This is a genomic window from Truepera radiovictrix DSM 17093 (assembly GCF_000092425.1).
GTDB lineage: Bacteria > Deinococcota > Deinococci > Deinococcales > Trueperaceae > Truepera > Truepera radiovictrix.
Map to the genome: position 1 here is coordinate 2,047,398 of NC_014221.1, position 19,650 is coordinate 2,067,047.

Genomic DNA, 19,650 nt, shown 5'->3' on the forward strand with positions numbered 1-19,650 from the left:
GGCTTTGTCAGGCGGAGGGCAGATGCGCGTGGCGCGCGCCTGACGGCCTTTCGCTGAGCGCGCCGGGCTGTAACGACAGCTCGCGCAGCAGGCGTTCGGCGAGCGGCCGCTCGGCTTCGGGGCGAGCCGCGAGCCAAGCGACTGTCCAGTTTGAAAAGAGGTCGCTGACGCGCGCGGGGCGCCCGAGCGCCCCCTCGAGGCTCGCCCGCAGCGACGCGGCGAGCTGCGCCGCGCGCGCTTGGCGCCAGGGCCAGGGGGCGAGCGCCGTCAGGAGGTCGTCGACGGCTTCTTCGAGGAGGGGCGCAGCCACCCACACCCGAGAGGAGCTCGAAAGGGGCGACGGCTCACGCCAAGGGCTCAAACTGACCTCGAAAGCGGAGCGCACCCACGCCGCCCAAGCCGAAAAACCTTTTCGCGCCCCCGGCAGCTGCCCAAGCATGTAGCGCAGCCCTCTACCCTGGTGCTCGGCTACCGTTGCAACCGTCGCGTCTACACCTCTCATACCCACCTCCGTGGACATGTGGGGACGACCTTCCTGGAAGGTCCCCCAACAGGGTAAAGAGCGGATGTCACAGCGGTATCAGGCGTCAGCTCACGGTGAAGAGCAGGTATCATCTGGTTGGCTGTGCTCTCACCTTGATAACTTGATAAGAGGACCAGAAGTCGCCCTGCGCGCACGTTCCGAAAGGCTAGCGGTAGCGACCCCCCGTGGGACTTGCTGCGCGTATCTCCCGACTAACACGGCAAGGGTTGGCAAAGCCAACCCTTTTCGTCATCGCCCAGAGGCACTCTTCCCCACTCACCCTCGTGCTGCGCCATCCGCACGGGTTGCCCTAAAGAGCAACCCATACACACTGATACGGCTCGCATGCGTTCTCTAGGGGGCACAAGACACCTGTTCAGGAATGCACGCCGACCCGTCCTCGTTTTCGCGCGCTCCTTTCGGCCTTGACCCCTGCGCTTCGCCCAGTCGTCAAAGCAATTGAAAGGCGTCGTCAGGCGTCGCGGAGCGACCGGCACCGTGCCCGAGCGTCACCCAAAGCTTTCACGGCACCCGCTACCTCAGGTGATCGCCCCCCGAACCCTTGCCGATACCCATTCGGAAAAGAGGACGAGCCCAAAGATGGCGATAAAGATGACGCTCGCCTGCGCCCACGCGAGCGCGTTGACAGAAGCGTTGAGCTGCAACCCGATACCGCCCGCCCCGACGAGGCCCAAAAAGGTCGACTCGCGGATGTTGATGTCCCAACGAAACACCGAGATCCCCGTCCACGCGGGCAACACCTGCGGCACCACGCCGTAGGTCAGGACCTGCAGGCCGCTCCCCCCCGTCGCCCGCACCGCCTCGACCGGTTTGGGGTTGATCTCCTCGATGGCTTCAAAGAGCAACTTCGCGATAAACCCGACTGAACGTAGCGCGATCGCGATCACCCCGGCGAACACCCCCGGCCCGACCAAGTAGACCAAAAAGACCGCCCAGATAAGCGAGTGCACGCTGCGGCTCACTACGATGATGAGCAGCGCCGCGGCGCGCAGCAGCGGGTGCGGGGTCGTGTTGCGCGCCGCCATAAAGGCCACCGGGGTAGCCACGAGAAGCGCCAACAGCGTCCCTAGCGTGGCGATGTTGAGCGTGTCCCAAAGCGGCCGCAGGAGCGTGGGCGCGTACGACCAACGGGGCGGCAGCATGCGCGAGAAAAGATCGCCCGCTTGCCGCGGCGCGTCCTGCACGAACAGCCAGGTCGTTTGCGCCGCGATGAGGCGCCAGCAGAGCGCTAAGACGAGCACCCCGAGCGCCCAACCCAGAGCGTAACGCAGTCGCTCTTGCGGGGTGTGGCGGTGCCACACGCGCCGCGGGCCCTCTGGGGTCACGCGCGTCGTCACCGGCATCAACTCACCCGCTTCCGGACGGCCCCGGCGAGCAGCTCGAGCGCCAGCACCACGGCGATAATTAGAATGAGCACCGCCCCGGCCGTGTCGAAGTCGTAACGCGACATGGCGGTCGTCAGGGTCGCCCCGATGCCGCCCGCGCCAACGATTCCCAAAATGGTCGATTCGCGGAAGTTGATGTCGAGCCGGTAGACGAAAAGCCCCACGAAGCGCGGCGCGACCTGCGGCAGCACACCGTAGAGGATGAGCTGCGCCCACGACGCGCCGCTCGCGCGCACCGCCTCGAGCGGCGCGCGGTCGATGTCCTCGAGGTCCTCAGCCAGGAGCTTGGCGATAAACCCCGTGGTCGCCAGAACGAGCGTCAAAAGACCCGCAAACGGTCCGAAACCCATCATCACCACGAAGACGATGGCGATAACGACCTCTGGAAAGGTGCGGACGAGGGTGACATAAGCGCGGCAGAGCAGGTAGACGGGCAGGGGGGCGAGGTTGCGCGCGGCGCCCAAAGCTACGGGGACGGCTAAAGCGACGCCCGCAACGGTCGCCACCACCGACATGGTGAGGCTTTCTAAAAGCCCGATCTGAATATCCGTCCAACGCGAGGTGAAGTCGGGCCGCAGAAACTCGCCGAACAGCCGCGCGCTGCGTTCGGCCCCCTGCGCGACCCGCGCCCAGTCCACCGGTACGCTGAGCACCCCCGCGACGAGGTAGGCAAGCCCAGCCACGAGGAGCCCGTAGCGCAGGTAGGGGTTACGGATCAGCGGGGGCGGCGTCCAGCGCCTGGACGCGGGGGCGCTCACCGCGGCGCCCCCGAACCCACCGTCGCAACCGGACGCGCGGCCGTCGCCGCGGGCGCGCCTCCGGTCGGCCGCGTCTCAGGCGCCGCCGCTTCGCCCCAATCCTCCTCGCCGTAGATGCGCGTCAGCACCGCCGTCGAAAGGCGCTCCGGCGCCCCGTCGAAGACGATCTCGCCGGAGCGGAGTCCGACGACGCGCTCCGCAAACGCTTTGGCGAGGGCGACATCGTGAATGTTGATGATCGCGCTTAAACCCCGCTCTTTCGCCAGCTCGGTAATGAGCCGCATGATCTGCCGCGCCGTTTTGGGGTCTAAGCTCGCCGTCGGTTCGTCGACCAGCAAGACGTCGGGGTCTTGAAGCAGCGCCCGGGCGATGCCGACCCGCTGACGCTGACCGCCCGAGAGGGCGTCGGCGCGCTTGTCGACAAACGCCTCCAACCCGACGCGTTGAAGAAGCCGAAAAGCCTCGTCGACGTCGCGCTGCGGAAACCTCCTGAGCGCGCTCGCCCAAAACCCCACGTAGCCGAGCCGCCCGGAGAGCACGTTTTCCATCACCGTAAGCCGCTCTAAAAGCGCGTACTCCTGAAAGATCATCCCCAACTTGCGCCGCGCGCGGCGGAGCCCAGCGGGACCCAAGCGGGTCAGGTCGGTGCCGTTAAGCCTTATGGCGCCGCCCGAAGGCTCGACGAGCCGGTTGACGCAGCGGATAAGGGTGGACTTACCCGCCCCCGAAGGGCCGATCAGCGCGAGCACTTGGCCTCTAGGGAGCTGCAGGGTGATCCCTTGAAGCGCCCGGTCGCCCGTCGGGTAGATTTTGGTGAGACCATCGATTTCCAGCATCACAACCTCTTCGGTACAAACCGGCCCAGTCATCGCGACTGGGCCGGAGAACGCCTCTATCTACGTTCGTCCTCAAGGCGCCGTGTAGTTGACGCCGGTGACCTCGTCGATCTGCCGGATGACGGCCCAGGTCTCCTCGTACGAGATCTCGATAAACTGCGCCTCGCCGCTTCGGCTAAACTCCTCCTGGAGCGGTGTCCCCTCCCAGTCGTAGGAGAAAAACGCCTCGCGGACCCTTTCGGCCAGCTCGGGCTCTAGGTTGTAGACGTGGCCGTAGGCGGTCGTCGGAAAGGTCTCCGAGGTGTAGATCACGCGAAAGTCGTCGGCCGCGACGACGCCGCGCTCGATCATGCGCGCTTTGACGGAGTTGGCGATCGAAGCCGCTTCGTAGTCGCGGTTGGCCACCCCCAGGATGGACACGTCGTGCCCCCCCGAGAAGAGCGGCTCGATGTCCTCGCCGACCACAAGCCCGAACTCGCCCTGCAAAATGGCGCTCGGCGCTTTGAACCCCGAGTTCGAGGTCTCTTCGGTAAAGGTCAGGGTGCGACCCCTAAGGTCGGCGACCTCCTGGATGTCGCTGTCCGCCGGAACGATGATCTCCATTTCGTAACCGTAGGACCCGTCCTCCGCCGCCATCATGGCGAAGGGGCGAAACCCCGCGACGTTGACCGCGAAGGGGACGCCGCCGGTGTTAAACCCGGCGACGTGCAAACGCCCCGCGCGCATCGCCTCGAGCTGCGCGGCGTTCGAGTCGACCGGAAAAAACTGCACGCGCCGCCCCGTGACCTCTTCCATGTGCGCGAGAAAATCCGCCCAGACGTCGGCGTACACCGCGGGGTCCTCGACGGGCGTGTAGGAAAAGATGAGGGTGTCGGGGTCGACGAGTTCGGCGGGATCGGTGGGCACGTCCGCCAACAGGTCGCCGTCCTCGTCGCAAAAGCGGACGTCCAGGATGCCGCGCGGGCATTCGGGCGCTTGCGCCGCCAGACCCAAAGGGGCGAGTAGCGGGAGCAGCAGGCTCGTCAGGCGTTGCACGTTCATCTTGACCTCCAAGCGAGGGGCGCGAAAACCTCCCCGTGTTTTCCGACCCTAAAGGGTGGATGTCAGACCCTTGTCAGAACCCGGCACCTGACACCCCCCTGACGAGGGGGCGGTTAGACTTGGGAGGTTTGCACTTTAGAGCGCGCCAATCTCGATGCCAAATGCGGTAGTCTCTAGAGAGCCTTTAAGAGAACCTCAAGGAGGAAAGATGCTTAAACGCACCCTAGCCGTAGGTCTGACGCTCGCCCTGACCCCTGCTCTGGCCCAAGGCGACCGCCCCGATTCGCTCGTGCTCGGTATGGTGCCCTCGCGTGAAGCCGACCGCATCGTCGACTCGCTCGACCCGATCGCCGAGATGCTCACCGAGCGCATCGGCATCCCGGTCGAGACCTTTGTGTCGACCAACTTTACGGGGCTCGTCGAAGCGATGGGCACGGGCCGCGTCGACATCGGCTTTTTCGGCCCCGCCGCCCTCGTGCAAGCCATGGACCGCCACGGCGCCGAGGTGATCCTCGCGTCGGTGCGTAACGGCGAGACGACCTACCTGTCGCAGTTTAGCGTCCGCTGCGATTCGGGTATCGAGGACTTTAGCGACCTCGTGGGCCGCACCATCGCCTTCGTCGACCCCGCTTCGGCTTCGGGCTACCAGTTCCCCTTCGTCTACCTCAACTCCCAGCACGGCATCAACCCCGACACGGACATGCAGGCGATCTTCGCCGGGTCGCACGACGCGGCGATCCTCGCGGTCTATAACGGCGACGTCGACGTGGCGGTGTCGTTTAACGACGCCCGCACCGCTATCGAGGGCGACTTTCCCGACGTGATGGAACAGGTGTGCGTGCTCGGGTACACCGACCCCATCCCCAACGACGGCGTCGTGGTGCGCGCCGGGCTCGACCCGGAGCTGACCCAAGAGATCGCCCAAGCGCTCATTGACATCGCCGACACCGAGGAGGGCGAGGCGCTCACCAGCGAGCTCTTTAACGTCACCGCCTTTGCCCCGGTAGAGGCTTCGGCGTTCGACATCGTTCGCGAGACCTCGGCGTTCTTCGACCAGTAAGCGCAGCGTTGACGCACGTTACGCGACCTCGAGCCCGGCTCGAGGTCCTCTTTTTGCCCCCTCGGGGCCCTCGCTCGAGCCCCCCAAGCGAGCGGGTAAACTAACGGTATGATCCAGTTTAACGAGGTCGGGGTCGTCTACCCGAACGGCTTTAGAGCCCTCAAGGGGATCTCGCTAGAGATCCCCAAAGGCCAGTTCGTCGTGGTCGTCGGGCTCTCCGGCGCGGGCAAGTCGACCCTGATCCGCACCATCAACAACCTCGTCGTCCCCTCCTCGGGCGAGGTGCTGATTAACGGGCGCTCGATCACCAAGGCCAAGGGGCGCGAGCTGCGCGCCATGCGCACGCCCATCGGGATGATCTTTCAGACCTTTAACTTGGTCAAGCGCTCGACGGTGCTGCGCAACGTCCTCTCCGGCCGCCTCGGGCAAGCCAACCCCGCACTGAGCCTTTTAGGCATCTTTTCGGAAGCCGACATCGCTCTGGCGCACGACTGCCTGCGGCGCGTCGGCATTCCCGATAAGGCCTTTGTCCGCGCCGACGCCCTCTCGGGCGGTCAGCAGCAGCGGGTCGGTATCGCCCGCGCCCTGGCCCAAGACCCCGAGATCATGCTCGCCGACGAGCCCGTCGCGAGCCTCGACCCGCCGACCTCGCACGCGGTGATGAGCGACCTTAAACGCATCTCCCGCGAGGACGGCATCACCACGCTCGTCAACCTGCACTTTATCGACATGGCGCGCGATTACGCCGACCGCATCATCGGTATGCGGGGCGGCGAGGTGGTCTTCGACGGCACCCCGGCAGAGGCCACGAACCGCGTCTTCGAGGAGATCTACGGGCGCCCCATCGACAAGGAACGGGACCTCCGTGGCGCTGCCTGAGGCTAAGCCGCCCCCCCCCGCGCTGCCGCAGCGCCCGCTCGCACCGCGCCTGCTGTCGTGGGGCGTGTGGCTCGCGTTCGCCTTGCTCCTTTACGTCTCGGCCGTGCAGACGGGGTTTCGCCTAGACGACCTCTGGGGGAGCACGGTCGACTTCGTGCTCTTTTTCCGCAACTTCTGGCCGCCCGACTGGCGCGCGCTCTCCGACATCGGGCGCCCCCTCGTTCAGACGCTGCAGATGGCCTGGTTAGGGACGGTGTTCGGTGTCCTTTTGGGGCTCCCGTGGCTTTTCTGGTCGTCGCGCAACACCTCGCCCAGCGGGTTGCTCCTGTGGTTCTCGCGCACCCTGATGACGGTGCTGCGGAGCATCCCCGACCTCGTCTACGCCGCCGTTTTGGTGGGCGTGCTGGCCCTGGGGCCGCTGCCGGGGGTGGTGGCGCTAACCATCTTTACGCTCTCCATCCTCGCCAAGCTCGGTAGCGAGTACGTCGAGGCGGTCGACCCCGGCCCCTTGGAGGCGCTCCGCGCGAGCGGCGCGAGCGGCACGCACGTCATCGTCTACGGGGTGGTGCCCCAGGTCGCGGCGAGCTTGGTCTCCTACATCCTCTACATCTTCGAGGTCAACGTGCGCGCCTCGACGGTGCTGGGGTTTGTCGGCGCGGGTGGCGTGGGTCAGCTCCTTAATACCTATACCGCCCTCTTTCAGTACCGGCGCCTGACGGTCTTGCTGCTGGTGACCTTTGTGGTGGTGGCGATCATCGACGCGGCCTCCGCGTGGGTGCGCTCGAGGCTCACCTGATGGCCGCGCCAAGCCGCAAGCGCGCGCGTGATCTCAGCGCCATCCCCCCGACCCCGCCGCACGCGCGCCGCACAAAAGCCTTTCAGTACGCCCTCGGCTTTTTCCTCGTCGCCGTGACGCTGCTCTGCTTGCTGACGCTGCAAAACGTCTCGTGGGAGCGCGTCATCAGCGGCGCGCAACGCAACCTCGCGCCGCTCGCACGGGGCTTCGCCAACCCCTCGCAGGAGATCTTCGGCCGCGCCTTTGAGGCGATGATGGAGACGCTCTACATGGCGGTCATCGGCACCGTCATCGGCGGCGTCTTGTCGGTGCCGCTCGCGTTTATCTCCGCGGCTAACCTCATGGGAGGGGGTCGCGGCGCGCTGCCGGGGCGGGGCATCTTGGCCGGGGTGCGGGTCTTTCCAGAGCTCCTTTTCGCCATCATCTTCGTCGCCGCCATCGGCCCGGGCGCGGTCGCGGGAATCATGGCCCTGGGCGTCAACTCGGTAGGCTTTTTGGGCAAGATGTTTAGCGACATCATCGAGTCGATCGACCCCGGCCCCGGCGAGGCGCTGCGGGCGACGGGGGCGGGGCCGGTGCACACCTTCGTCTACGCCGTGCTCCCGCAAGTCATGCCGGAGTTCGCCTCGAACGTCCTGTACCGCTTCGAGATCAACCTGCGCGCCGCCTCGGTGTTGGGGCTCGTGGGGGCGGGGGGTATCGGCGGCCTCCTCAGCCAGCGCATCCAGTTTCGGCGCTGGGAGGAGATCTCGATGATCCTCCTCGTGATCATCGCGTTCGTGGTGGTCGTCGACATCGTGAGCTCTTATGTGCGGCGGAGGTTGGTGTAGGATTAGGCTACAGGATTACGCTGTACCCGACCCCACCGCGCAGCTCCGGCGTGGGTCAAAACGCCTGCGCGACGGTCACGGACCAAGGTGCCGAGGTGTAAGGCTCGCCTATGCCGTTTTTTATCGTTGAAGTCTCCCGCAAAGGGGCGCTCACGGTGACCCACACCTTCGCCGACGCCCCCCTCGCCGAGGCGTACACCTACCACCACGCGCAGGCGAAGCTGCGCGAACTGCGGCGCGCCGCCCGCCCCGAAGACGGGGTGTACTTCCACCTCGTCTTCGGCGAAACGCCGGAGGCGGCCCTTCGGCGCCTGCGCGCGTCGCTCGGTCGCTAGCTCGCGACCCCGCCCCAGCTCAGTCCCGAGTCGGTCGTGACATCTGCCAAGCCGTGCAAAAGGCGGAGGGTGTACCCTCCGCCCAACCGCTAGGGGCCTTGACGCCTGCAGCAGCCTTTAGTAGGCGTGTTTGTCGTCACACACCACGCTAGTTTCAACCCCCCAGCGCTGCGCCGCGCTGCACACCACGGGGCCGCGGTGCACGGTGATGCTGTTAAGCGTCGGGGTGCCGTTCTGGTTCTGCGCCGCCGCGACGACCCCAGCGCGGCGCCCCCCCCACACCATCACCGTGTAGGGGTAGGTCGCCTCGAAGGTGCGCCCCGAAGCGAGCGCCTCCTCCGGGTTCGGCGGGAGCGTACCGAGCACCTCGTAGCGCCCCGTAAACGCCTCCCCCCTAGGGCCATTCCAGTTGATGAGGTACGGGATGGGACCGCCGAAGGTGTAGTAGAACCCCCCTAGAACGGCGAGCGTAAAGAAGGCGATGAGCACGTGCGCCAAGCGAACTTCAAAGGGGTGACGTTGATAAGGTTTAAACATAAACTCCTCTACGCGACATGGACTTGGCGGCTCGAGCAGCGAGGGTGCGCGGGTCCGCGGCGGCGTCTGTTGTCATAGGAACCCGGCCCCCAAGGGGCGCCGAGCGTGGTGATGCCCCTATTGTAAGCTAGTTGCGCCTCCGAGCAAAAGGGCGGCGGGTGTCTCGGGTTGCCCCCTGCGACGTTACGCGTGACGGTCTCACCGTGAGGGGCCGCCGACGCACCTGCCGAGGCGTTCGCGGGTGGTTTCGCGCAGCCGCCTGCAGCAGCGCGCGCCGCGTCGTTACCGCTGCAACGCGCCCTCCGGCACACAGCGGTTAGGGTGAGGCGGCGAGGACAGCTAGACGATGCCAGAGAAGCGGAGCGAGCGCGAAAGGGAATCAGCACGGGGCGTGCGAGCGGCGTGCGGTGCGGGCGGCCACACCCCTACCTGTCCGGTTCACGCCTCGGTGAACCTGCTGCAGGAGAAGTGGACGCTCCACATCATTCGGTCACTTTTGGCCGGCGACAAAGGCTTTAACGAGCTAGGCCGCGACATCGGCGGGTGCAACCCGACGACCTTGGCGCAGCGCCTCGAGCGTTTGGAGGCGTGCGGGATCCTCTCCAAAACGGTCACGTCGACCTCCCCCCCGCGCACCCGCTACGCCCTCACCGAAGCGGGCCGCGACCTACAGGAGGTCATCCGCGCGATCAGCCAGTGGGGTGAGCGCCACCTGCGGCGCTAGGCGTGCGCTCCGTCCAGATCACGTGCTAGGCAGCGGCGGGCCCAGCCGCACGCGCAGCAGCCCCCCTAGAGCAGCTAGGCGGAGCGCTCTACCTGCGCCGCTTGTTCTGCCTGCTTAGCCTGAATCGCGGTCAGCGCGATGGTAAAGACGATGTCGTCGACGAGCGCCCCCCTGGAGAGGTCGTTCACGGGTTTTTTAAGGCCCTGCAGCATCGGCCCGATGCTGATGACATCTGCCGAGCGCTGCACCGCCTTGTAGGTGGTGTTGCCCGTGTTTAAGTCCGGAAAGATAAAGACCGTCGCGCGCCCCGCCACCTTGGAGCCGGGCGCCTTGCTCCGCGCCACCGTCTCTATCGCGGCGGCGTCGTACTGCAAAGGGCCGTCGATGAGCAGGTCGGGCCGCCGTGCCTGGGCGATGCGGGTCGCCTCGCGCACCTTTTCGACGTCGGAGCCCGCCCCCGAGGTGCCGGTGCTATACGACAGCATGGCGACGCGCGGCGGAATACCGAAAGCGGCCGCCGAGTCGGCGCTCTGCAAGGCGATGTCGGCGAGCTCCTCGGCCGTCGGGTTGGGGTTGATGGCGCAGTCGCCGTAGACCAACACCTGCTCCGGCAAGCACATGAAAAAGACCGACGACACGACCCGCACCCCGGGCGCCGTTTTAATCAACTGCAGCGCGGGGCGAATCGTGTTGGCGGTGGTGTGGACCGCGCCGGAGACGAGCCCGTCGACCTCACCCTGCTGCAGCATCATGGTGCCGAGCACGACGTTGTCCTGCAGGGCCTCCTCGGCCATGGGGGCGTTCATCCCCTTGTGCTTGCGCAGCGCGACGAGCGGCTCGATAAAGCGCCCTATGTGCTCCTCGGGGCGGAGGATCTCGAGCCCCTCGGGGAGGGTCAGGCCGTGGCGCGCGGCGACCGCGTGGATCTCGTCGGGGTCGCCTAGGAGCACGCAGCGGGCGATCTTGCGCTCTAGACAGATGGTCGCCGCGCGCAGGGTGCGCGGTTCGTCCCCCTCGGGCAAGATGATGCGTTTGTTGGCCGCGCGCGCGCGCTCGACGAGGAGGTAGCGAAAGGCCGGCGGGCTGAGGCGCCGTCCTTCGGCGGCCCCGCGCGTGCGGCGCTCTAATGCCTCGACGTCTAGGTGCGCCGCGACGTGCTCGACAAGGCGCGCGATGCGTTCGGTGTCGTCCAGGGGGATCTCGAGGTCCATCCCGCGCACCCGCAGCGCCGCCCCGAACGAGTCGTCGGCGACGAGCAGCAGCGGCAGACCGGTGGCGAACCCTTGCGCGCACAGCGCGAGCAGGTCGTCGCTCGGCCGGCGCCCGTTGGTGAGCAAAAGCGCGGCGATCGGGCGGCCGCTTAGAGCTGCCATGGCGGCGGCCATCACCAGGTCGTCGCGGTCGCCGGAGGTGATAAAGAGCGTGCCGGGCAACAGGCGTTTGGCGGCGTTGAGCATGGTGCTCGCCCCGAGGGCGACCTCGGTGACGCGGCGCCCCAAGTCGCCCTCGCGCAGCACCTCCGCCCCTAAAAACGCCTGCACGTCGCGGACGCGCGGCGCGAGCAGGTCGCGGTCCCAGGGGACGGCGCCGTAGAGCCGAAAGCCCTCCCCCTTTAAAACGGGCGCTTCGGCGCGCAGCTGCGCCTCGAAGGCGCCAGGGTCGCGCTGCGGTTCGCTGCCGAGCCGCATAAAGGTGTGCGCTTCGGGGGGGGCGCCGACTTGGTTGAGGATGCAACCGATCACCCGCCCCCCCTCGGTGCCGCCAAAGTCCTGCGCGGCGAGCTCGAGCGTGTCGGAGAGCTCCGCGGGCGTGCTCGAGCCCGGCGCGGCGACCAGGAGGACCTTGGCGTCTAAGCTGCGGGCGATGCCGGCGTTGAGCGCGCCCGCGTAGGGCTGCTCGGGGGTCGCGACGAGCCCCTCGACGACCACCACGTCGGCGCGCGACGCGGCTGCCTCGAAGCGGGCCACGACCTCCTCGAGGAGCACCTCGCGCTGAGCGTGGGCGAAGCGCTCCTCGGCGACGCTCGCGGGCACGGGCTCGGGGGGGGAAAACCCCGCGACGCGCTCGACGAGGCGGCTCGAGCGCTCGGGTTCGGGTGCGCGCCCGGAGGCGCGCGCCGACATCTGCGCCACCGGTTTGCAAAACCCGACCCGCACCCCGCGGCGATCCAAGGCGTGTACGAGCCCGACAGCGACGCTCGTAAGCCCCACGCGCTGCCCCGTCGGAACGACCAAGATTGCCTGTGCCACAACGTCCTCCCGCCTAACGCTACCACCCGCCGAGCGCCCCTTTTGGTCGCCGGCGCGCTTGACCCGGCGCGCCTCGCGCCCGTAACGGCGCTAAAGGATCGCGGCACGCACCCGCCGCGCCTCATCGATCGTGCGCCACTTTGCAGTAAGATTTTTCACATCGCGCTACGCTCGCTAGGAGCTGCCATGTCCGTTGCACCCACATCCCCCCCCTCGAGCGATGACACCTCCCGGCGACGCACCTTTTGGTGGGGCGTTGTCGTCGCGGTGCTGCTGCTCGCCTTCTGCCTCGGTTTGCCGCAGTTTCACTACGCGGCGGCGCTCATGGTCGCGGTGATCTTTCGCTACCGTGACGAGCCCATGGGAGCGCTCCCCGCTTGGCTGACGGCGTCGCGGCGCTAGGACCTGCGCGCGACGCTTTAGCGGGTTTTCGCTCAGCCCCTAACCCACCGTGGGCCGCCCCGCGAAAATCAAACTAGCGTGGGGGCCTGGCGGCTTATAGCGCGAGAGTTTGTAGGAAGGGACTGACGGGTTCTACGCCGCAGCAAGGAGCTTCACTCGGCCCACGCCGCAAAGATGCCCGTGGCACGTGGAGGCTCCCTATACCCACCGGCGCGCTACACCGAGCACGGACTTACGCCGCCCCTTTGACCCTTTTGGAGGCGTTGCACGCTCGGTAGTACAGATCGGCGAGCTCGAGGTTGAGCCGCACGAGGTCACGGTCGCGCAGATCGGCTTCCAGCTTGGCCTTGTAGGCGCCGACGCACTCGGCGAGGCGCTGGCTGTCGCGGCGCGCAGCGTTCGGCCCCCCCAAGCGGCGCTCGAGCTGCGCGATGAGCGCCTGCGCCGCGCCGCGGTGCCGTTCGCGTTGCGCTTTAGAGAGCTTCATAGGCGTCCCTCATGAGTCGCGTGAAGTCTATCACACAAGCTTGTCGTCGGGGTGCGCCGAGGTTTCACCAAGCCTTAACCTCGCCGCCTTTTTTTGTTACGCGGAGCTGCGCTTAGGGCTCTAGCGGGGCGTCGCAGCCCCCCTTGTCGCCCGCAGGGACGCCCCCAAGGGCTGAGCCGGGCGGCATAGGCCTCACCGGCCCGCTCCCTGCAGGCTCGGTTACGCGCGGCGCGGCGGGCTGGGGCGTGGGCCGCGTCGTGCGGCGAAAGCGCCAGGTAAGGAGCAGCGCTGCGCTCAAAAGCCCCATGACGAGCCCCAACCAGAGCCCCTGCCCCCCGAGGCCGCCGCGAAACGCGAGCAGCACCCCGGTGCTCAGCCCTACCCCCCAGTACGACGCGAGCGAGATGAGCATCGGCACCCGCGTGTCCTTGAGCCCGCGCAGCGCCCCCGCCGCGCTGACCTGCAACCCGTCGAACACCTGAAAGGCGGCAGCGAAAGCGAGAAAGCGCGTGGCGGTGCGCACGATGTCGGCGTTTGCGGGGTCGCCGACGTCGAGGTAGAGCCCCACGACGCGCTCCGGGATGAGCCAGAAGGTCAGCGCGGTGAGGAGCATGAAAGCGGCGCTCAGCGCGATACCGACCCCCCCCGCCCGCCGCACCGCCCCCCGTTCGCGGCGGCCCGCCGCCTGGCCGACGCGCACGGCGGTCGCCGTGGCGAGCCCCACGGGCACCATGAACGTAAAGCTCGCGCTCTGCAGGGCGATCTGGTGCGCGGCGAGCGCGACCGTACCGAAAAGCCCCATCAGCACGGCGGTCGCCGAGAAGAGCCCGGTCTCGAAACCCAAGGTGAGGCCGATCGGCCAACCGACGCGCAAAAGCTCGCGGAGCGTCCTGGGCTCGAGCCGCCGCAGGCGCCACAGCTGCACCCACGGCAGCGCTCGGTGCACGTAAAAGGCCGCCGCGGCGCACATCGACCAGTAGACCAACGCGCTCGCCCAGCCGCTGCCGACGAGCCCGAGGGCGGGCAGCCCGAAGTGACCGAAGATGAGCGCGTAGTTGGCGACGACGTTGAGCGCGACGCCCAAAAGCGCGATCACCATCACCGGGCGCGGGCGCGCTAGCCCCTCCAAAAGCCCGCGCAACCCGGTGAGCCAGAGCGCGGGCAGGTAGCCCCACGCGATAGCGTGCAGGTAGCGCGTCGCGAGCGCCGCCGTCGCCTCCTCTTGCCCCAAAAGGCGCAGCAAGGGCCCGACCTGCCAAAAGAGCAGCCAAGCCGGGACGCTCAACCCCACGGCCAACACGAGCGACGCGCGCAGCGCGCGCCCGACCTCGGCGCGATCCCCCGCGCCATAGGCTTGTGACACGGTCGGCCCGACCGCGAACATCACCCCCATGCCGACAATGAGCGCGAAGGTGTAGACGCTCCCGCCCAAGGCGATCCCCGCGAGCGCCCCCTCGCCGAGGCGGCCGACCATCAGGGTGTCGACGAACGACATGGACATCTGCGCGAGCTGCGCCAGGATGAGGGGGAGCGCGAGCAGCAGCGTGGCGCGCAGCTCGAGCGCGAGGCTAGTGGAGGTGACGGGGGGAGCGCGGCGCATAACGGCTCAACTCTACGCGCAAAGCGCCCCGTGCGCGGGTGCGGCGCGCGACCAGAGGAGCACTGTTCGGCACGCCCCTGTTCCCCCGAACCCCCCCCCGATAGGGTAAAGCATGGCAACGATCGGCTACCACGCCTCGCACGAACAGTACCCCCCGAGCCAGCTCCTAAGGTACGCTCAGGCAGCCGAGCGGGCTGGGTTCACAGCGGCCATGTGTTCGGATCACTTCTACCCCTGGAGCGAGCGGCAGGGCCAGAGCGGCTTCGCCTGGTCGTGGCTGGGCGCGGCGCTGCAGGCGACCGAGCTGCCCTTTGGCGTCGTGAACGCGCCGGGCGGCCGCTACCACCCGGCCATCGTCGCGCAGGCGGCGGCGACGCTCGCCGAGATGTTCCCGGGGCGCTTCTGGCTCGCTCTGGGCAGCGGGCAGAACCTCAACGAACACCCGCTCGCGCAACCTTGGCCGAGCAAAGCCGAGCGCAACGAGCGCCTTTTGGAGGCCGCCGAGGTCATGCGCGCGCTCTGGCGCGGTGAACGGGTCACCCACCGCGGCCACTTCGGGCTTAACGGCGCGCAGCTCTACACCCGGCCAGCGGAGCCGCCCAAGCTCGTCGGCGCGGCGATCACCCCCGAGACGGCCGCGTGGGTCGGGTCTTGGGCGGACGCGCTCATCACGGTCAACAAACCGACCGACGAGCTTAGGGAGGTCGTAGACGCCTTTCAGGGGGGTGCGGGGCGCGGCAAACCGATGCTCTTACAGCTGCAGCTCGCCTACGCGCCCACCGAACAGGAGGCCGAGCGGGCCGCGTTTGAGGCGTGGCGGACGAACATCTTCGACAGCCCCGTGCTCGCCAACCTGCCGAACCCCGAAGCTTTCGACGCCGCCGCCGCGTTTGTCAAACCGAGCGACCTGCGCGGCCCGGTGCGCGTCTCGGCCGACCTCGAGCAGCACCTCGACCGGCTGCACGAGCTTTTGGCGCTGGGCTTTTCGGAGGTCTATCTACATAACGTCCACCCCGACCAGCACCGCTTCGTGCGCGACTTCGGCGCGCGGGTGCTGCCGCGCTTACCCAAGTAACGCGCCGGGGCGGCTCATAACGCCGCTCTGGGGGGTGAGCCGGTATAATGGGCCGTTACGTAGGAGGCCACGTGCAGAGCCACACCCAGTCACCGACCAATGCGCCGAGCGCCAGCGACCGCAGCCAAGCGGGCACCAGCCCAGACGCGCTACGGCGCAAGTTCCTCGAGTTCTTCCGCAGCAAAGGGCACCTCATCTACCCGTCGGCGCCCCTTAAGAGCGACGACCCGGGTTTGCTGTTCAACGTCGCCGGGATGCAGCAGTTCAAACCCTACTTCCAGGGCGCGACGCCCAAGTTTCCGGGTGTCGAGGGGGTCTGGCCGCGCGTCGCGACGAGCCAGAAGTGCATGCGCGCCGGCGGCAAGGACTCGGACATCGAGAACGTCGGGCGCACGCGGCGGCACCACACGTTTTTCGAGATGCTCGGCAACTTCTCCTTCGGCGACTACTTCAAGCGCGAGGCGATCGGGTGGGCGTGGGAGTTTCTCACCGCACCCGAGTGGCTCGGCCTCGACCCCGAGAGGCTTTACGCCACGGTCTACCTGGACGACGACGAAGCCTACAACATCTGGAAAGACGAGGTCGGGTTGCCCGAGGCGCGCCTGTCGCGCTTCGGTGAGGGCGAGAACTTCTGGCCCGCCAACGCCATTAAAGACGAGCGTTCGGGCCCCTGCGGGCCCTGCTCGGAGATCTTTTACGACCGCGGCCCCGCGTACGGCTCGCCGGACGAGACCGGCCCCAACACCGGCTCCGGCGACCGCTTTGTCGAGATCTGGAACCTCGTCTTCACCCAGTTCAACCTCGAAAACGGCGTGCTGACGCCCTTGCCGCAGCAGAACATCGACACGGGCGCCGGTTTAGAGCGCTTCGCGGCGGTCATCGCGGACGTCAAAGACGCCTACGCCACCGAGCTCTTTCAACCGATCATCCGGCGCCTAGAGCGGCTCTCCGGCGTCCCCTACCGTGACCTCGAGAGCGTTCACCACCGCATCATCGCCGACCACGTGCGCTCGGTGAGCATGTGCATCGCTGACGGTATCCTGCCCGCCAATGACGGCGCGGGGTACGTCATCAAGATGCTCCTGCGCCGCGCGTCGCGCCAGGCGTACCTGCTCGGACTGCGCGAACCGGTTTTGCACCAGCTCGTGAGCGGCGTCGTCGAGGCCATGGGTGAGGCCTACCCCGAGGTCAAAGACGCGCAGGCGCGCATCGAGGGGATCGTGCGCGCCGAAGAGGAGAGCTTTTTGCGCACCTTAGAGAGCGGGATCGCCCGCGTCTCCGGGCTTTTGGACGAGCTAGGCGGCGACACCCTGCCCGGCGACGTGGCCTTCGACCTCTGGCAGACCTACGGCTTCCCCTTGGACCTCACCGAGGAGATGGCCCAGGAGCGTGGCGTGCGGGTCGACCGCGAGGGGTACGCGCACGCGCGCGAAGCGGCGCGCAGCCTGTCCCGAGCGGCGCGCGGTGAGGGCGCGCTGTTCGGGGGCACCGACGTCTTCGGGCAGCTTGCCGAGGCGCACGGTGAGACGGCGTTCGTGGGTTACAGCGCCCGCGACGCCGAAGCGGCGGTGCGCGCGCTCGTGCAGGGGGGCGAGGCCGTCTCCGAGGCGGGCGAAGGGACGCATGTCCAGGTCGTCTTGGACACCACCCCCTTCTACGCCGAGGGGGGCGGACAGGTCGGCGACGCGGGCGTGCTCGAGTGGCGTGGCGGCGACCATGAGGGCAAAGCCTTGGTCACCACCACGACCAAGACCAAAGGCGGCGTGGTCGTCCACCACGCGCGCGTGCTGCGCGGCACGCTCAAAACCGGCCAACGCGTGCGCGCCGCGGTGGACCCGAGCCGCACAGAGACCGAAAAGCACCACACCGCCACGCACCTCCTGCACGCGGCGCTGCGGAGCGTCTTGGGGACGCACGTGGCGCAGGCGGGCTCGCTGGTGGCGCCCGAGCGGCTGCGCTTTGACTTCTCGCACCCGCAACCGCTCTCCGAAAGCGAGCTGCGGCGCCTCGAGGCCCTCGTCAACCGCTGGATCCAGGCTGACTTCACCGTCTCGTGGCGGGTCGTACCGTTAGAGGAGGCGCGCGCCGCGGGCGCCATGATGCTCTTCGGCGAGAAGTACGGCGCGAACGTGCGGATGGTCTCGGTAACGCCCGAGCGTGACCCTAAGAGCAGCGTCTCCACCGAGCTCTGCGGCGGCACCCACGTCGCGCGCACGGGGACGCTCGGGGTGTTTGTGATCACGGGTGAGGAGGCGGTCTCGGCGGGGGTGCGGCGCGTCGAAGCCCTGGTTGGCGAGGCGGCGCTAAGCTACCTCGCCGACCTGCGCGCGACGCTTGCGGCGGCCGCTAAAAGCCTCGGGGTCACACCCGGCGAGCTGGGGCCCCGGTTGGAGAGGCTGCAGAGCGACCTTAAAGCGGCGCAGCGCACGGCGGCCGAGCTCCGCGACCGCCTCGCTGCGGCGCAGACCGCGGGCGAATCGGGGCTCGAGGTAAGCGAGGCGGGCGGTTTCAGCTACGCCGTTGCGCAGTTGGGCGGCCTCGACGCAAGCGCCCTGCGCGGGGCGGCCGACCGGCTCCTGGCGCGCTCGGGCGCCGACCTCGTGGTCGTCGGCAGCGGCCCGCTGCTCGTCGTCAAGGCGAGCGACGCGGCGCAGGCGCGCGGCGCGCACGCGGGTCGGCTCGTCGGCGAGATCGCGCGGCGGGCGGGCGGCGGCGGCGGCGGGCGGCCCAACCTGGCCCAAGCGGGCGTCAAAGACCCCGCGCAGCTCGGCCGAGCGCTCGCCGCTTTGCCTGACATCCTCGAGCATCTGGCGGGGGGCGCTTAGCATCTCGCCGCTACCCAAACTTATCGCCCTCGACCTCGACGGGACGCTGCTGACCTCGGACAAGACCCTCTCGCCGCGCACCGTCCAGGCGGTCGAGCGCGTCACGCGGGCGGGGACCAAGGTGGTGCTCTGCACGGGTCGCCCCCCCCGCACCGCGCGGCCCTTCGCCGAGCGGCTGAAGCTCGTTGAGCTCGCCATCGTCTACAACGGCGGCGCGATCTACGACTTTGCGCGGGACACGGCGCTCTGCCGCTATGACTTTCCCGTAGCGGTCGCGCACGAGGCCATCGAGCGCCTCCGCGCGCGCTACCCGGACGTCATGTGCGGCGCCGAGACCGCCTACGGCTGGTTTGTCGACACCGCGCGCTACGAGATCGTGCGGCGCGGCCGGGTCCCCTACGAGACCGAACCCGACGGCGTCGGCGAGGTCGAACGCTTTTTACGTGAGAGCGTCACCAAGCTGCTCTTCTGGCACCCGACCGCGAGCGCCGAAACGCTCGCCGCGGCGCTTGACGGCGTCTCGGTCCACTGCACCTGGAGCATGCCGGGGCTTTTGGAAGTGATCGCCCCGGAGGTCAACAAACAGGTCGCCCTGGCGCGCGTCGCCGCCGACTTGGGCCTTCAGGCGCGCGAGGTCGCGGCCTTCGGCGACCAGAACAACGACAAGGAGATGCTCGCTTGGGCGGGCCTGGGCGTGGCGATGGGTAACGGCAGCGAGAGCGTGCGCGCGCTCGCCGACCTCGTCGCCCCCAGCAACGACGAGGACGGCGTAGCGCAGGTGCTCGAGGCGTGGCTCTAGGGGCGCTGCGGTGAGCGAGGTGGTGCTCGCCCTCGACGTCGGCGAGCGCCGCATCGGCGTGGCGCGCGGCGAGGTCGGTTCGCCCTTCGCCTTCGGGCGGGGCGTCATCGCGCGCCGGAGCCTCCGAGCGGACGTCGCGGCGGTTCGAGCGCTCGCCGACGCCGAGGGGGCGGCGCGCGTCGTCGTGGGTCTGCCGCGCCGCCTACGGGGCGGCGACTCGGCGCAGACCTCCCGGGTGCGCGCCTTTGCGGCGCAGCTTCAGGCCGCGGGGCTCGAGGTGGTGTTCGAGGACGAGCGCTTTACGAGCCGGATCGCCACGCAGAGCCTGGTGAAAAGCGGCCTCAAACGGGGCCAGCGGCAGGAAAAGGGGCGCGTCGACGAGGGGGCGGCGGTCTTGATCCTTGAAACCTACCTCGCGAAAGCGCGCGCGCCTCGCGCCCCCGCTAGCGACGCACCGGATCACGACCCCTCATGAGGCGCGGGGTAAG

Annotated in this window: 20 protein-coding genes; 11 read left to right on the forward strand and 9 right to left on the reverse strand. The window is 68.2% G+C overall.

Going from position 1 to position 19,650, the window contains the following annotated elements; all coding sequences use genetic code 11:
* Positions 1-7: 7 nt before the first annotated feature.
* The 5 genes from TRAD_RS09435 to phnD form a co-directional block, all read right to left on the reverse strand.
* Positions 8-310 (reverse strand): hypothetical protein, encoded by a 303-nt coding sequence (locus TRAD_RS09435; protein ID WP_148221222.1) that lies wholly within the window; start codon positions 308-310, stop codon positions 8-10.
* Positions 311-1,062: 752 nt separating this feature from the next.
* Positions 1,063-1,887: a phosphonate ABC transporter, permease protein PhnE gene (phnE, locus tag TRAD_RS09440; RefSeq protein ID WP_013178387.1), complete on the reverse strand. Its 825-nt coding sequence runs from the start codon at positions 1,885-1,887 to the stop codon at positions 1,063-1,065.
* Positions 1,887-2,687: a phosphonate ABC transporter, permease protein PhnE gene (phnE, locus tag TRAD_RS09445; RefSeq protein WP_013178388.1), complete on the reverse strand. Its 801-nt coding sequence runs from the start codon at positions 2,685-2,687 to the stop codon at positions 1,887-1,889. The genes phnE (TRAD_RS09440) and phnE (TRAD_RS09445) overlap by 1 nt, the downstream gene beginning before the upstream one ends.
* Positions 2,684-3,523, reverse strand: a complete 840-nt coding sequence (gene phnC / locus TRAD_RS09450; RefSeq protein WP_013178389.1) for a phosphonate ABC transporter ATP-binding protein — start codon at positions 3,521-3,523, stop codon at positions 2,684-2,686. Before phnC (TRAD_RS09450) ends, phnE (TRAD_RS09445) begins: the two co-directional genes overlap by 4 nt.
* Positions 3,524-3,595: 72 nt before the next feature.
* The gene (gene phnD, locus TRAD_RS09455; protein WP_013178390.1) at positions 3,596-4,564 is read right to left on the reverse strand and encodes a phosphate/phosphite/phosphonate ABC transporter substrate-binding protein; all 969 of its coding nucleotides are present in this window, start codon (positions 4,562-4,564) and stop codon (positions 3,596-3,598) included.
* Between the two features lie 208 nt (positions 4,565-4,772).
* Here phnD and TRAD_RS09460 point away from each other — a divergent pair, with 208 nt between their 5' ends.
* From TRAD_RS09460 to TRAD_RS09480, 5 genes are all read left to right on the forward strand, one after another.
* Positions 4,773-5,624 carry a phosphate/phosphite/phosphonate ABC transporter substrate-binding protein gene (locus TRAD_RS09460; RefSeq protein ID WP_013178391.1) on the forward strand — a complete coding sequence of 284 codons (852 nt, stop codon included), beginning with the start codon at positions 4,773-4,775 and terminating at the stop codon, positions 5,622-5,624.
* A gap of 108 nt (positions 5,625-5,732) precedes the next feature.
* Positions 5,733-6,503 (forward strand): phosphonate ABC transporter ATP-binding protein, encoded by a 771-nt coding sequence (gene phnC / locus TRAD_RS09465; protein WP_013178392.1) that lies wholly within the window; start codon positions 5,733-5,735, stop codon positions 6,501-6,503.
* Complete coding sequence (gene phnE, locus TRAD_RS09470; protein ID WP_013178393.1) at positions 6,490-7,299, forward strand: phosphonate ABC transporter, permease protein PhnE; 810 nt, start codon at positions 6,490-6,492, stop codon at positions 7,297-7,299. The genes phnC (TRAD_RS09465) and phnE (TRAD_RS09470) overlap by 14 nt, the downstream gene beginning before the upstream one ends.
* On the forward strand, positions 7,299-8,129 hold the full coding sequence (gene phnE, locus TRAD_RS09475; RefSeq protein ID WP_013178394.1) for a phosphonate ABC transporter, permease protein PhnE: 831 nt from the start codon (positions 7,299-7,301) through the stop codon (positions 8,127-8,129). The genes phnE (TRAD_RS09470) and phnE (TRAD_RS09475) overlap by 1 nt, the downstream gene beginning before the upstream one ends.
* Before the next feature lie 110 nt (positions 8,130-8,239).
* Complete coding sequence (locus tag TRAD_RS09480; protein WP_013178395.1) at positions 8,240-8,464, forward strand: hypothetical protein; 225 nt, start codon at positions 8,240-8,242, stop codon at positions 8,462-8,464.
* A gap of 117 nt (positions 8,465-8,581) precedes the next feature.
* Here TRAD_RS09480 and TRAD_RS09485 read toward each other — a convergent pair whose 3' ends face one another.
* Positions 8,582-9,001 carry a hypothetical protein gene (locus tag TRAD_RS09485; RefSeq protein WP_013178396.1) on the reverse strand — a complete coding sequence of 140 codons (420 nt, stop codon included), beginning with the start codon at positions 8,999-9,001 and terminating at the stop codon, positions 8,582-8,584.
* Between the two features lie 346 nt (positions 9,002-9,347).
* Here TRAD_RS09485 and TRAD_RS09490 point away from each other — a divergent pair, with 346 nt between their 5' ends.
* Positions 9,348-9,725: a winged helix-turn-helix transcriptional regulator gene (locus tag TRAD_RS09490; protein ID WP_013178397.1), complete on the forward strand. Its 378-nt coding sequence runs from the start codon at positions 9,348-9,350 to the stop codon at positions 9,723-9,725.
* A gap of 74 nt (positions 9,726-9,799) precedes the next feature.
* On the opposite strand, the gene pta is transcribed toward TRAD_RS09490, so the two are convergent.
* Positions 9,800-11,974, reverse strand: coding sequence for a phosphate acetyltransferase (pta, locus tag TRAD_RS09495; RefSeq protein ID WP_013178398.1), 2,175 nt, complete (start codon positions 11,972-11,974; stop codon positions 9,800-9,802).
* Positions 11,975-12,160: 186 nt separating this feature from the next.
* On the opposite strand from pta, the gene TRAD_RS16070 reads away from it, so the two are divergent.
* Positions 12,161-12,376 carry a hypothetical protein gene (locus tag TRAD_RS16070; RefSeq protein WP_013178399.1) on the forward strand — a complete coding sequence of 72 codons (216 nt, stop codon included), beginning with the start codon at positions 12,161-12,163 and terminating at the stop codon, positions 12,374-12,376.
* A 232-nt stretch (positions 12,377-12,608) separates the two neighbouring features.
* Here TRAD_RS16070 and TRAD_RS09500 read toward each other — a convergent pair whose 3' ends face one another.
* A complete protein-coding gene (locus tag TRAD_RS09500) occupies positions 12,609-12,863 on the reverse strand; it encodes a hypothetical protein (protein WP_013178400.1) in 255 nt (84 codons plus the stop codon).
* A 112-nt stretch (positions 12,864-12,975) separates the two neighbouring features.
* Positions 12,976-14,463 (reverse strand): MATE family efflux transporter, encoded by a 1,488-nt coding sequence (locus TRAD_RS09505; RefSeq protein ID WP_013178401.1) that lies wholly within the window; start codon positions 14,461-14,463, stop codon positions 12,976-12,978.
* Positions 14,464-14,575: 112 nt separating this feature from the next.
* On the opposite strand from TRAD_RS09505, the gene TRAD_RS09510 reads away from it, so the two are divergent.
* The 4 genes from TRAD_RS09510 to ruvX all read left to right on the forward strand — a co-directional run bounded on the left by TRAD_RS09510 (position 14,576) and on the right by ruvX (position 19,637).
* Positions 14,576-15,538, forward strand: coding sequence for a TIGR03885 family FMN-dependent LLM class oxidoreductase (locus TRAD_RS09510; RefSeq protein WP_013178402.1), 963 nt, complete (start codon positions 14,576-14,578; stop codon positions 15,536-15,538).
* Between the two features lie 71 nt (positions 15,539-15,609).
* Positions 15,610-18,363: an alanine--tRNA ligase gene (gene alaS, locus TRAD_RS09515; RefSeq protein ID WP_013178403.1), complete on the forward strand. Its 2,754-nt coding sequence runs from the start codon at positions 15,610-15,612 to the stop codon at positions 18,361-18,363.
* A gap of 22 nt (positions 18,364-18,385) precedes the next feature.
* Positions 18,386-19,162, forward strand: coding sequence for a Cof-type HAD-IIB family hydrolase (locus TRAD_RS16350; protein ID WP_281054503.1), 777 nt, complete (start codon positions 18,386-18,388; stop codon positions 19,160-19,162).
* A gap of 10 nt (positions 19,163-19,172) precedes the next feature.
* Complete coding sequence (gene ruvX, locus TRAD_RS09525) at positions 19,173-19,637, forward strand: Holliday junction resolvase RuvX (RefSeq protein WP_013178404.1); 465 nt, start codon at positions 19,173-19,175, stop codon at positions 19,635-19,637.
* Positions 19,638-19,650: the final 13 nt, after the last annotated feature.